Origin of the sequence: Devosia sp. MC532, assembly GCF_016461625.1 — a bacterium.
GTDB lineage: Bacteria > Pseudomonadota > Alphaproteobacteria > Rhizobiales > Devosiaceae > Devosia.
On sequence record NZ_JAEMNZ010000011.1, the window covers coordinates 40,493 to 52,513 of the forward strand.

The following is a 12,021-nucleotide window of genomic DNA, read 5'->3' on the forward strand; positions in this document are numbered from 1 at the left end:
TTGTTCTGCTTGAACTTGTTGCTGGGGGCGGTCGCTGCTAGCTATGCGGTTCTTATATGTGCCGAACGATTTTTGGAGGCCCTTCACATGAAGACGCGTGCAGCCGTTGCCTTTGCCGCTGGCAAACCCTTGGAAATTGTCGAAGTTGACCTTGAAGGCCCTAAGGCCGGTGAAGTTCTCATCGAAATTAAGGCGACTGGCCTTTGCCATACTGATGATTTCACGCTGAGCGGCGCTGATCCAGAAGGCATTTTCCCGTCGATCCTTGGCCATGAAGGTGCAGGCGTTGTTGTTGACGTTGGTCCGGGTGTGACCTCGCTCAAGAAGGGCGACCACGTCATCCCGCTTTACACGCCAGAATGCCGTGAGTGCTATGCTTGCCGTTCGGGTAAGACCAATCTCTGCACCTCGATCCGTTCGACACAGGGTCAGGGCTTGATGCCAGATGGTACCTCGCGCTTCTCCTTCGAAGGCAAGCCGATCTATCACTACATGGGGTGTTCGACGTTCTCGAACTACACCGTCATGCCAGAAATCGCGGTGGCGAAAATCGACTCCTCGGCGGCCTTCGATAAGGTTTGCTACGTCGGTTGCGGTGTAACCACGGGCATTGGTGCGGTGATCAATACCGCTAAGGTTGAGATCGGCGCGACGGCTGTTGTGTTCGGTCTCGGCGGTATCGGCCTCAATGTGATCCAGGGTCTGCGTCTTGCTGGTGCGGATATGATCATTGGCGTCGATATCAACAATTCCAAGCAGGAATGGGGTGAGCGCTTCGGCATGACCCACTTCGTCAATCCGCTTGAGATTGGCGAAGATGTTGTTCCCTACATCACCAATTTGACCAAGCGCCGTGGCGATCTCATCGGTGGCGCTGACTACACGTTTGACTGCACGGGTAACACCAAGGTTATGCGACAGGCGCTCGAGTGCAGCCATCGTGGTTGGGGTAAGTCGGTCGTTATCGGTGTGGCTGGCGCAGGTCAGGAAATTTCCACCCGTCCATTCCAGCTGGTCACAGGCCGTACATGGATGGGCACTGCCTTTGGTGGTGCAAAGGGCCGCACGGATGTGCCGAAGATTGTTGATTGGTACCTCGACGGCAAGATCGAGATCGATCCGATGATTACCCACACGCTGCGTCTCGAAGACATCAACAAGGGCTTTGAGTTGATGCATAAGGGCGAAAGCATTCGCTCTGTGGTCGTCTACTAAGGCGGCGTGATGCAATTGGAAGGCCGGGAGCTAAACCTCCCGGCCTTCCTGCTTTAAAGAAGAGTGAATCCAACGCGTTGCGCTGCAAATGCGTAATGAATGTGTTTCGGGTGATGTGATTTGGCTAATCCAAAAATCTTCGTTGATGCTGATGCGTGTCCAGTCAAGGAAGAGGCGAAGCGTGTCGCTGAGCGCCTTGAATTGGTCGTGGTCTATGTTTCGAACGGCGGAGTGCGTCCGTCGCGTGATCCGATGGTGCAGGTGGTTATCGTGCCCTCTGGCGCTGATGCGGCAGATGATTGGATTGTCGAAAATGCCACCTCGAATGACATCGTTTTGACCGCCGATATTCCTCTGGCCAGTCGCGCAATCGACAAGGGTTGTCATGTGCTGGGCTTCACCGGCAAAGAGTTCACCCCAGCGTCTATTGGCATGGCATTGGCGATGCGCGATTTGCGGGCGCATTTGCGCGAAACCGGGGAGATGCAGAGCTTTAATGCAAGCTTCCGGGCAGCCGACCGCTCTGCTTTTTTGAGTGCTCTCGACACTTTAGCGCGTAAAGCGAAGTCGCGGTCGATACAATAATTCTGCGCGCTGAGTAGAACAATATTAACCATAATCGCCAAGTGTAGGGCTAAGTTGAAAGCTTTGCGTCGGGTGTTGTGGTGCGGTTGCTGGGTGCGCTTTGTGTTACCGGAATTATGGCAAGTGCGCTTGCTGGCTGCGCCAAGCCGCCTAAGCAGACGGACCTGATCTCACGGTCGATCCCTACTGTGGAAACCACGGCCAGTGTGAGTGCTTATCTTCCAGCTGATATTCGTTTGGAGCAGGCCATGCCGCCGCGTATTTTTGCCGCCAGCAACATTGCGGGGCGTGTGCTGACCGTTGCGGCGACCACCGACATCATTCTGAACCCCGGTGAAGTGATCATCACCTTTGATGATGGTCCACGCCCGGGCAAGACACCGGCCATTCTTGACACGCTAGACCAGTTCGGCGTGAAAGCAACATTCTTGATGCTTGGTGCCTCAGCGCAGGCGCATCCGGAGATTGCGCGGATGGTTGCAAAGCGCGGCCATAGTGTCGGTAGCCACACCTTTGAGCATGTCGATTTGACGACGTTGAGCCGCCAGGCTGCCTACGCGGAAATTGCGAGGGGCGAGCAGGCGGTGTCTGATGCGCTGCGTGGCGCGGGCAATGGTCTAGCCCCATTCTTCCGCTTCCCGTATCTGGCCCAAGACGGGTTCCTGCGCACAGCTCTGATGGGTGGCGATATGGTCGTTCTAGACGTCGATATCGACTCCAAGGACTACTACAAGGATACGCCAGCGGTCGTGGCTCAGCGGACACTCGATCGCCTCGATGCCCGGGGCAGTGGTGTGATCCTGTTCCATGATATTCACCAGCGCACGGTAGATATGCTGCCGGGGTTCCTGTCGGAACTGGCGGCGCGTGGGTACTCCGTGGTCCATCTTGAGCCGAGCAAGCCTGGCGTATTTGGGCGTCCGGTGATCACCGCGGACCGCGAAACGAACGCCAATCAGATTTAGCCGCTATCGCCCAAGGCGCAAAGAAATTGCCCGGCAAGAGATGCTCTTGCCGGGCTTTTTGCTGTCTTAGAAGAGGAGCTTAGTCAGGTAGGAATTACGGAACTTTCCGTCTGGATCGAAGCGATTGGCGAGCTGCTTAAACTCGGCAAGCTTCTGGTAGCGCGATTGCACCACGGTTGGGGCCATGTTGAACACTTTTGCCCAGTGCGGGCGTGGCTCGAACGGCGCAAGAGTTGCCTCGATGATGTCTACGGCGGTTGAGACGGCTGCGGCGTCCGGCTTCCATGTGAAGTGGAAACCGACAGTGTTGCGGCCGTAGGCGCCGCTCATCCAGAGCGTGTCTGCCGCCATGGTGCGGATTTCGGACACGTAAAGCGTGTGGTTGAATTGCTCTTGGATGGCGTAAAGCGCGGCAAAGGCGGCGACCGCGTTTTTCCGGTCGACGTAAAACTCCGACTGCAGTTCATTGCCTGCAGATGGTGTGGCGGAGGCGGGGAAGTGGAAGATCCGCTCGCCCCATGATCCGGCGATGCCGCCTTGTTGGGTGCAGGTTGTTCCGTCAAATTCGGCAATAGGATGCAGTGCTTGCGATGCTAGCGAAGCTCCGAAAGCGCGCTGCGCAGGTGTGTAGGTGGCGCTCAGCGCCTTCTGCCAGAGCTGGTCGACATTGGTGCTGTTCCAGCGCGTGAACATGCTTACGCTATAGGCGGAGCTGGTGATCGCATCGAACTCGGCCAGCGCGGTGCGTACGGGCAGGCCGGTGAACACGGTCTGAGCAATGTCATAGGATGGAACTGTGTCGAGGGTGATATCGACGACCACGCCGAGCGCGCCAAGATTGGCAACTGCGCCATCAAAATTCGCATCGCCCCGCTGGAGCTTTACCATCTCACCGTCTGCGCGAACAAAGGTGAGGGCGCTGACGGCTGCGGATAGGTTTTGATTGGCGTCGCCAGAGCCGTGCGTAGACGTGGCTGTGGCGCCCGCAATGGTGATGTGGGGCAGGGATGCCCCAGTGGCGAGGCCAAGGCCGCTCTCTGCCAGCGCTGGCAGGATTTGCGCGTAGGTGGTGCCGCCGCTGGTCGTGATGGTTTTGGTGGTTGGGTCAACTCGAATGGCGCGAGGCATATCTGCCAGCGTGATCAGTGTGCCGGTTGTGTCGGCAATCGTATTGAACGAGTGACCAGAGCCGACGACGCGCAGTTTGTCTGCGCGTCGTATGATGTCTTGGATCTCTTCCACGCGTGTTGGCCGTTCAATCTTGGCCGCGTTGAAAGTGATGTTTCCTGCCCAGTTCTTCATGGCTCTCCCCCTGCCATTTAGAATTTACTCTTCGTCGTCTTCCACGTCTGTGAGGTAGACAGAAATTTCGATGTCAATTCCGTGGCTTGCGATCGCTGCCGCTGCATGCGCAGGCAGGCGGGCCGACATGGCTTCGCCTTCTGGCGGATAGTCGAAAGCGATATCAAGCACGGCCTTGCCGATACGACGATCATCCAGCATGGCGGCAATAGCCGCGCCGGAGGTCTCTGCCAGATCGAGAATCGCGCGAACCGGATTGGTCACATCCAAGTCGATCTGCGCGTAGTGGCTGGTGTCAGCGTCTTCAGGCTCAAAGCGTGTGGACGATTGTTTCAGCGCCGCGTCGAGATCTTTTTGCGAAACCGCTACGCCAGACAGGCGTAGGGCTGCTGCGAATGGCTCAAAAGTGCTCATTAAGCGCGACCGGCTGTAGCTGCGAACAGAGCAATAGCTGCGGCGTTGGACACGTTCAGCGACTTGATTGGGCCCGGCATGTCGAGGCGGACCATTTCATCGCAGAGTTCGCGTGTGCGCTGGCGCAGGCCCTTGCCTTCGGCGCCCATGACAACCGCAAGCGGGGTGTCGTCGGTGCGTGGCTTCAGCTGTGTTTCTGCATCAGAATCAAAGCCAAGCACGGTTAGGCCGCGTTCTTTGAGGGTTTCGAGCGTGTCGGCCAGATTGCGGACTTCGATCATCGGCACTAGGTCGAGTGCGCCTGAGGCAGCTTTGGCCATGACGCCAGTTTCGCGTGGCGAATGGCGTGCCGTGGTGATGACCGCGTCTGCGCCAAAAGCACAGGCTGTACGCAGAATCGCGCCGACATTGTGTGGGTCGGTCAGCTGATCGAGCACGACGACGAGGCGTAGGTTCTTGATATCATTGAGGCCGAAGCGGCTGACGGGGTCAACTTCAAGCGCCACGCCTTGGTGGACGGCTTCGCCACCGAGAAGGCGGTCGAGGTCCTTTGGGGTGGTTTCAGTGACCTTCACATTGCCGATCTCACCCGTCTCTTTGAGTCGGTTGAGGGCGTTAGGCGTTGCAAGCAAAGCCTTTTTAATGCGGCCGGGATTCTCCAATGCGGCGCGCACGGTGTGCAGGCCATAAAGGTATACCGGGCCGGTATCTGGATCGTATTTTGGCTTAGGCGGAAATTTATTGCGGCTCATGGCTGAGCGGTATCGCTTCGCAGGCCAAGGAGCAAGCGCAGACTGGTGGGCGGGATGGTTTCCGCTAACACATTTGCGAAGATGGATGAGAAACAGTGCGCTTTCGCGCGTCCCGATGGTGGAGGGGACTGGATTCGAACCAGTGTAGCCTGAGGCGTCAGATTTACAGTCTGATGGATTTAACCACTCTCCCACCCCTCCACATAACGGGTAGGCATCGTGCGAGGATCTCGCTCCGAACTTTTTCCTAATCAGCTAAGTCTTTGGAACTTAGGCCCTAACAAGAGAACTTGCGTTCTCTGAGAGGGGGTGGTGGAGGGAACTGGATTCGAACCAGTGTAGCCTGAGGCGTCAGATTTACAGTCTGATGGATTTAACCACTCTCCCATCCCTCCACATTTCTGAGATGGAAGCGAACCGCTTTCGCGCTTCGTTGTGTGGCTTATCGTCAAAAGTGGTTTTGGTGTCAACAGGCTAGGAATAGAGGCTGTGGAAGAAATTCTAATTGCAGGAAATTCTGGGCATTGTGTTTGAGAACTCTTGCGCTGATTGGGTCCTTCGCGCTAATCGAATGCCACATGCCTTCGGGCGGGTATAGCTCAATGGTAGAGCAGCAGCCTTCCAAGCTGAATACACGGGTTCGATTCCCGTTACCCGCTCCAATCCTCCCCAAAAACTGGCGTTTTATTGGCTTTTGGCTGGCACTTTTTGGCCGCTGGATGGGCGCAGCGTGGGCTTTTTGGGGCGAGCCGAAGCTAGGTGCCCTATGCCCAGGCTCGGTGCGTCGTTCCAATAGATGGAGAATTTGCCGCCTTAGCTGGTGTTGCAGCCGTCGTGAATGACTCTGCAAATATCATTGTCAGGGACGATCAGTGCGGCGCTGCGCAGTCCTGAATATGAGTGGCCATTTGAAAGGCGCGACTAACGAGAAAACCGTAATGGCCAAGGCCATGCAAATGAGTGGGTTCGGAAATCCAAAAGATGGAGAGCCGGACACGGACAGATGCGGTTATCTGGTGCGTACACGCCTTTCTAGAGGTCTTTGTGCCCAATGGGATTGATCAGCTTTTTAGGCTGATCAAGGATTAGGCGCGGATGGCGCAAGACTTATACGATTGCGGCCAGAGTTTTTGGCAGTGTAGAGTGCGCGGTCGGCACTGTTGATAAGATATTCGTAATCCGGATGCCCCCCGTGGGTCGCGACGCCAATCGAGACACTGGTGAGCAGGGGGCCATGACCCGGGACATTGACCGCATGGGACTGAATGTCGTTGCGAATACGCTCGGCGATCAGTGCGGCTTCCTCGGCGCCAGTTTCCACCAGCACAATCAAGAATTCTTCCCCACCGTAGCGGAACACAAAATCGCTCGAGCGAACGGAGCTCAATAGGGTCTCGGCGGTGTGGCTGAGGACCAAGTCGCCGATAGAGTGGCTGTATTGGTCGTTGATCGTCTTGAAATGGTCGATGTCGACCATGAGCACTGAGAGCGGTGTTTGGTCTTGCTGCGCCATCGACAGTTCTCGGCTCAGGACCGAGGGCAAGAAGCGTCGGTTGAGCGTGCGCGTTAGCGGATCGCGGCCGTTTTCAACCGAAGAGGCGGACTGGAAAAGGTCATTGATGAGGTATTTGATCTCGTCCACGCGCCGCTGAAGATCTGCGACGGTGTTGGGATCGGCAGCGTTGAGGCGGGGCAGGGCGATTTTATCGACGGCCAGCATCAATTCTTCAATTGTCGGCAGGATGGGCGAGCCGTGGAACAGCACGCCGGCTCTGTGACGAATCCAGAGGCCGAATGTGGAGGAGCTCAGGGTGCCTGCTGCCTCGCTGCCACGGTTGCCGAACAGGCCAAAGAGGACAGTCTGGCTCCATTCCATCAATGCGGCGCGCTGCGTTTCACGCTCCAGATTGATGTCCTGACCAAGTGAAAACAGGCGGAATGCCTCGTCGTTGCGAACGTGGCGCTTGGTGTCTTTGAAATAGGCCGCGCTCATGAGGCGCATGGCATAGTCGATAAGATCATCGACCATCATGATGGCGTTGGTGGCTGTGCGTTCGGGATAACCCGCCTCGATCAACTTGAAGCCGATTTCCGTTTTAAGAACGCTACCGCCAGCGAGGACCAGTTGTACTGGAATTTTCAGGCGGGCATGGATTTCGCCGATCTTGATCTGGCGCGCATTGAAGGCAGTCAAATCGCCTGTCGGCTGTGCCGACATCAAATCGAGCATCCACGCGCGCAGCGATGGGCTAAGCCTTTGCTGAACAACGCCGTGCGACAGGAACGCTGACGCGACCTCGTCCTCCAGGAAGATGTCGTAGAAGATGGAAACAAGGCGATCTGTGTTCGCCTTGATAATTGTCGTGAGCGCGGCGCGTGCAGCATCTTGATCTTCGGTGGTTGTCACTTCCCAGAAAAATCGGGTGCGACGCGTCGTGGTGCTCAAAATTCAATTCCTCGGAACTTCTTCGTGGTCCCGATACTTCTTTGGCACCATTCCGGCAAGTATGCTTATTGTCTTGAAACTGAACCAGAATAAAGCACTGTGGTTGGCACGCCATAGGTGTTCCAAGTGGCGCAGGAGGCCAGTTGGGCAATAGCGCGGCCTGAGCCCTTGAGGCTCAGATTGGTCGTGCCGATAGCGAGTGCGTTCTGGCGTGCGCCGGTGCCATGCACATAAAGATCGAAGCGGTTGCCACGGGCGAGTTCAGTCAGAAGGCGTGGATTGAGGCCCGGGAGAATGACAGCGCGGTTGGCGCGATCAAAATAGCCCTCGGTCTTTTGCCAGGGCTGGCCTTTGACTTGCCAAGTGACGGCTGTCGTATGGGGGAGCGTGGGGGAGCGCATAAAGCCGCTATAGCTGCCATCGACATTGGCAATGATACCGACGCGCATTGAGCCGGTTTTTAGTTCCGCAATGCAGGTTTGGTCGCTGTAGGAGCGAGAGAATGACCAGGAAGGCGAGCCTGCCAGCACTGGGGTGGCGAGGGAAAACATCAACAAAGACAATCCGATGGCACGCATTAGAGTTCTCCACAACACGCTGTAACGCCCGGCAGGCTTGGGTTTCTGGGCTAATATGTGCCTCAATCCTATTGAGTTTTCCTCAACAGATTGTGCAAGACGCGTTGAGCCCCTTGCATCCCGCGAAGCCTTTCAGTAAACACCTCCTTGCCTGAAGGGGTTTAGCTCAGTTGGTAGAGCATCGGTCTCCAAAACCGAGGGTCGTGGGTTCGAGTCCCCCAGCCCCTGCCAGGCACTAAATTGACTGTCGAGTGATCCAGTCTTTTTATCTCACCAACATCGTTCAATGATTTGAAGCGCCATTGCGCTTGCCTCGCTTTGATCGCTGTCTTATCGACGGGCGACAGCGGAGTTTTAGCGTGGTTTCCATCTATTATATCAATTTGGCCTCTCGTCCGGATCGTCGGGAGTTCATGGAGCATCAACTGGCCAGCCTTGGCCTGGTTGGAACGCGCATTGAAGCGGCGACGCCTGATGATCTGACGGCTGAGGAGCTGGCGCTCTATTGTAATAGTGAGAAGCCAAAATATCTGCGGCCGCGTGAGTTGGCGTGCACGATGAGCCATGAGCGCGCTTGGGCGGCAATGCTGGCCAATGGCGATGAGCGCGCGCTGATCTTGGAAGATGATGCTGAGTTGTCCAGCATGCTGCCGGGCTTGCTCGCTGAGTTGGATGGAATCGACATTGATATTTTGCGCCTTGAGGCGACGGGGCGTCGTTTGCGTCTTCTGCCTAAGGTGCAAACGACGTCTGGTGGTGTTGATCTCCATCCCTTCCGGTCCACCCCTATGGGTGCGGCGGGCTATATAGTGAATGCGCGTGCGGCAAAGGCTCTGCTCGGGCATCCGGCGTTTCGTGTGTTGCAGACGGATTTGGTTCTCTACAATCCGTTTGAGGCTCCGGCGAAGTCATTGTCTCGTTTGCAGACACTGCCGGGGATGGTGTGCCAGTTGGGGCAGGAGCATCCGGTTATGCGTTCGGTGGGCAAGAGTGACATCGCCCATGTCGAAGAGCGGCACGCGTTTAAATTCAAGCATCCCGTCCAATTTCGCTGGATACGATTCCGCGATGGTGTGATCGATGGTTATCGCAACGCGCGCGATCATTTTGCCAATCGGAAAAACGGATTGTTCCGCAAGGCGATTCCCTTTGCCGGTGCGGACGGGCAAGGGCGGTAAAAACTATTCCGCCGCCATGCGCTGATTGCTTTGGTGGCGGGATTTGAGTTTGTTCAGTTGCCGGGCGGCATGACCCAAGAGGGCTGTGCGGACGATTTCCGACGAGGCGTTGGCGCAATCGGCTTTAACGGGCAGGTCGAGCCCATATTCGGTGTCGTTGCCCATAAACGACTCGCGGATACGAACACGCACCTTCCCGGTGACACGCCCGGCAATGACTCGGTGCGGTGATGCGTGCAACAACTGGCAACTGATTACGTCAAATGACATCGGTCTCTCCCCCCAGAGTGTCGAAATGCCGACTACCAACAGAAATTAATTCAATTTCAACCAATCGCCCGCCGCAAGGGGCTTTGGCAGGGTTTTGCACTTATGGTTTACGCGCGGTTGAGGGCCTGGCTTATGGTGTTGGCCAATTCTTGATGATGCCCCTGTTGCATTTGCTGGATAAAAGCTCTAGACAACCGATCTCTAGCCGTGCGGGGGATTCCTGCGCGGCGTTTGGTTTTGCACCAAGTTTGACGAGTTGTATGCCCATGGCCCGCACGAACCCAGTCCAGTTTTTCCAGCAGGTTCGCTCGGAAGTTAGTAAGGTCACGTGGCCTGGTCGGAACGAAGTTGTGATCTCTACGATCATGGTTCTGATCATGGTTATCTTGGCTAGCTTGTTCTTCCTGCTGGCCGACCAGGTCATCTCCTGGCTCGTCTCTATGTTGCTGTCGATCCGTTAAGCGGTTCATTCATTAGCTATTTGGGAGCGGTGACGCTTTATGGCCAAGCGCTGGTACATCGTTCAGGCTTACTCGAATTTTGAGCGCAAAGTGGCGGAAGATATCCGTCAAAAGGTTGCGCAGAAGAAGCTCGAGCACCTGTTTGAAGACGTGATCGTGCCGACTGAGAAGGTCGTTGAGATCCGCCGTGGTCGCAAGGTTGACACCGAGCGCAAGTTCTTCCCGGGCTATGTTCTGGTGAAGATGGATATGACCGATGAGGCATTCCATCTGATTAAGAACACGCCGAAGGTGACAGGCTTCCTCGGTTCTGATAATCGCCCTTCGCCGATTTCGGAAAAGGAAGCGATGTCGATCCTGCAGCAAGTGCAGGAAGGCGTCGAACATCCGAAGTCTTCTATCATTTTCGAAGTTGGTCAGAACGTCCGTGTTACGGATGGTCCGTTTGCCAGCTTTAGCGGCGTCGTTGAGGAAGTGGACGAAGAACGTTCGCGCCTCAAGGTCGAAGTTTCGATTTTTGGGCGTCCTACTCCGGTAGAGCTCGAATACGGTCAGGTCGAAAAGGTCTGATCCAAACCCGTGGGAGTGCCGAGTGGTTGCCAGCCGCTCATTAAGGTTCCGACCACGGCGTCATCGCTCACTCCGGTGAGCTTTTGAAAGGACGATACATGGCAAAGAAAATCGTTGGCTACGTAAAGCTGCAGGTTGCTGCCGGTTCGGCAACACCTTCCCCACCGATTGGCCCGGCACTCGGCCAGCGCGGTCTGAACATCATGGAATTCTGCAAGGCCTTCAACGCGGCTACGCAGGAAATGGAAAAGGGTTCCCCGATTCCAGTCGTGATCACCGCCTATGCTGACAAGAGCTTCACTTTCGAGATGAAGCAGCCGCCAGTAACCTACTTCATCAAGAAGGCCGTTGGCCTCAAGGCTGGCTCCAAGCTTCCAGGCAAGGAATCGGCTGGCAAGATCACTGAAGCTCAGCTTCGTGAAATTGCTGAGAAGAAGATGAAGGATCTTAACGCTGACAACATCGAAGCTGCTGTTTCGATGATTGCTGGCTCTGCCCGTTCCATGGGCATTCAGGTCGAGGGCTAATCACTATGGCAAAGATCGCTAAGAAGGTCGCTGCTGGCCGTGAAGGTATCGACCGTACCAAGCTGTATGGTCTCGAAGAAGCCATCACGCTGGTTAAGTCCAAGGCTTCGGCTAAGTTTGACGAAACCGTCGAAATCGCAATGAACCTCGGTGTTGACCCACGTCACGCTGACCAGATGGTTCGTGGCGTTGTTACCCTGCCAAACGGCACCGGTAAGACTGTTCGCGTTGCTGTTTTCGCACGTGGCGCTAAGGCTGACGAAGCTAAGGCTGCTGGTGCAGACATCGTTGGCGCAGAAGACCTCCTGGAAATCATCCAGGGCGGTAAGCTCGACTTCGACCGTTGTATCGCTACCCCAGACATGATGCCACTCGTTGGTCGTCTTGGTAAGATCCTCGGCCCACGCAACTTGATGCCAAACCCTAAGGTTGGCACCGTGACCATGGACGTTAAGGGTGCTGTCGGCGCTGCCAAGGGCGGTGCTGTTGAGTACCGCGTTGAAAAGGCCGGTATCATCCACGCAGGTATTGGTAAGGTCTCGTTCTCGGAAGAAGCACTTCTCCAGAACATCAAGGCTTTCACCGACGCAGTTGTGAAGTCCAAGCCAGCTGGCGCTAAGGGCACCTACGTCAAGAAGGTTGCAGTTTCCTCGACCATGGGCCCAGGCGTCCATGTTGAGCCAGCTTCGGCCATCAAGTAATAAGAATTCTGAGCGGTACGCCGCCCAGTATCGTCCCTCCTGGGGACGTTAAGTCCT

The 12,021-nt window shown here is 56.0% G+C and carries 14 protein-coding genes and 4 tRNA genes; 10 read left to right on the plus strand and 8 right to left on the minus strand.

The genetic code is table 11. The features are described from left to right. Positions 1 to 87: 87 nt before the first annotated feature. From JHC09_RS13735 to JHC09_RS13745, 3 genes are all read left to right on the plus strand, one after another. Entirely contained in the window at positions 88 to 1,215 is a 1,128-nt protein-coding gene (locus JHC09_RS13735) for an S-(hydroxymethyl)glutathione dehydrogenase/class III alcohol dehydrogenase (RefSeq protein WP_199532405.1), read from the plus strand. A 120-nt stretch (positions 1,216 to 1,335) separates the two neighbouring features. Continuing rightward, positions 1,336 to 1,800: a YaiI/YqxD family protein gene (locus JHC09_RS13740; protein WP_199532407.1), complete on the plus strand. Its 465-nt coding sequence runs from the start codon at positions 1,336 to 1,338 to the stop codon at positions 1,798 to 1,800. A gap of 116 nt (positions 1,801 to 1,916) precedes the next feature. Next, entirely contained in the window at positions 1,917 to 2,765 is an 849-nt protein-coding gene (locus tag JHC09_RS13745) for a polysaccharide deacetylase family protein (RefSeq protein ID WP_199532409.1), read from the plus strand. Between the two features lie 66 nt (positions 2,766 to 2,831). Here the strand turns inward: JHC09_RS13745 and JHC09_RS13750 are convergent, their stop codons facing one another. The 5 genes from JHC09_RS13750 to JHC09_RS13770 all read right to left on the minus strand — a co-directional run bounded on the left by JHC09_RS13750 (position 2,832) and on the right by JHC09_RS13770 (position 5,628). Then, the gene (locus tag JHC09_RS13750) at positions 2,832 to 4,067 is read right to left on the minus strand and encodes an FAD-binding protein (RefSeq protein WP_199532415.1); all 1,236 of its coding nucleotides are present in this window, start codon (positions 4,065 to 4,067) and stop codon (positions 2,832 to 2,834) included. A gap of 24 nt (positions 4,068 to 4,091) precedes the next feature. Then, positions 4,092 to 4,481 (minus strand): hypothetical protein, encoded by a 390-nt coding sequence (locus JHC09_RS13755; RefSeq protein ID WP_182393922.1) that lies wholly within the window; start codon positions 4,479 to 4,481, stop codon positions 4,092 to 4,094. Continuing rightward, positions 4,481 to 5,233, minus strand: coding sequence for a 23S rRNA (guanosine(2251)-2'-O)-methyltransferase RlmB (gene rlmB, locus JHC09_RS13760; protein WP_199532417.1), 753 nt, complete (start codon positions 5,231 to 5,233; stop codon positions 4,481 to 4,483). The genes JHC09_RS13755 and rlmB overlap by 1 nt, the downstream gene beginning before the upstream one ends. Positions 5,234 to 5,349: 116 nt before the next feature. Beyond that, positions 5,350 to 5,434, minus strand: a tRNA-Tyr gene (locus JHC09_RS13765). Positions 5,435 to 5,543: 109 nt separating this feature from the next. After that, positions 5,544 to 5,628, minus strand: a tRNA-Tyr gene (locus tag JHC09_RS13770). 193 nt (positions 5,629 to 5,821) lie between these two features. On the opposite strand from JHC09_RS13770, the gene JHC09_RS13775 reads away from it, so the two are divergent. Next, positions 5,822 to 5,895: transfer RNA gene (locus JHC09_RS13775), tRNA-Gly, on the plus strand. A gap of 416 nt (positions 5,896 to 6,311) precedes the next feature. Here JHC09_RS13775 and JHC09_RS13780 read toward each other — a convergent pair. Then, the gene (locus JHC09_RS13780; RefSeq protein ID WP_199532419.1) at positions 6,312 to 7,679 is read right to left on the minus strand and encodes a GGDEF domain-containing protein; all 1,368 of its coding nucleotides are present in this window, start codon (positions 7,677 to 7,679) and stop codon (positions 6,312 to 6,314) included. A 65-nt stretch (positions 7,680 to 7,744) separates the two neighbouring features. Further along, on the minus strand, positions 7,745 to 8,257 hold the full coding sequence (locus JHC09_RS13785; protein ID WP_199532420.1) for a hypothetical protein: 513 nt from the start codon (positions 8,255 to 8,257) through the stop codon (positions 7,745 to 7,747). Positions 8,258 to 8,412: 155 nt separating this feature from the next. Here JHC09_RS13785 and JHC09_RS13790 point away from each other — a divergent pair. Together JHC09_RS13790 and JHC09_RS13795 are read left to right on the plus strand one after the other, a co-directional pair. Further along, a tRNA-Trp gene (locus JHC09_RS13790) sits at positions 8,413 to 8,488 on the plus strand. Positions 8,489 to 8,616: 128 nt separating this feature from the next. Then, positions 8,617 to 9,435, plus strand: a complete 819-nt coding sequence (locus JHC09_RS13795) for a glycosyltransferase family 25 protein (RefSeq protein WP_199532422.1) — start codon at positions 8,617 to 8,619, stop codon at positions 9,433 to 9,435. A 3-nt stretch (positions 9,436 to 9,438) separates the two neighbouring features. On the opposite strand, the gene JHC09_RS13800 is transcribed toward JHC09_RS13795, so the two are convergent. Further along, the gene (locus JHC09_RS13800) at positions 9,439 to 9,705 is read right to left on the minus strand and encodes a hypothetical protein (RefSeq protein WP_169194916.1); all 267 of its coding nucleotides are present in this window, start codon (positions 9,703 to 9,705) and stop codon (positions 9,439 to 9,441) included. A gap of 266 nt (positions 9,706 to 9,971) precedes the next feature. On the opposite strand from JHC09_RS13800, the gene secE reads away from it, so the two are divergent. From secE to rplA, 4 genes are all read left to right on the plus strand, one after another. After that, positions 9,972 to 10,166: a preprotein translocase subunit SecE gene (secE, locus tag JHC09_RS13805; RefSeq protein ID WP_169194915.1), complete on the plus strand. Its 195-nt coding sequence runs from the start codon at positions 9,972 to 9,974 to the stop codon at positions 10,164 to 10,166. 39 nt (positions 10,167 to 10,205) lie between these two features. Continuing rightward, the gene (gene nusG / locus JHC09_RS13810; protein WP_169194914.1) at positions 10,206 to 10,736 is read left to right on the plus strand and encodes a transcription termination/antitermination protein NusG; all 531 of its coding nucleotides are present in this window, start codon (positions 10,206 to 10,208) and stop codon (positions 10,734 to 10,736) included. A 98-nt stretch (positions 10,737 to 10,834) separates the two neighbouring features. Next, the gene (rplK, locus tag JHC09_RS13815) at positions 10,835 to 11,263 is read left to right on the plus strand and encodes a 50S ribosomal protein L11 (RefSeq protein WP_169194913.1); all 429 of its coding nucleotides are present in this window, start codon (positions 10,835 to 10,837) and stop codon (positions 11,261 to 11,263) included. A 5-nt stretch (positions 11,264 to 11,268) separates the two neighbouring features. Further along, positions 11,269 to 11,964: a 50S ribosomal protein L1 gene (gene rplA, locus JHC09_RS13820; RefSeq protein WP_169194912.1), complete on the plus strand. Its 696-nt coding sequence runs from the start codon at positions 11,269 to 11,271 to the stop codon at positions 11,962 to 11,964. The last annotated feature ends 57 nt before the right edge of the window (positions 11,965 to 12,021 follow it).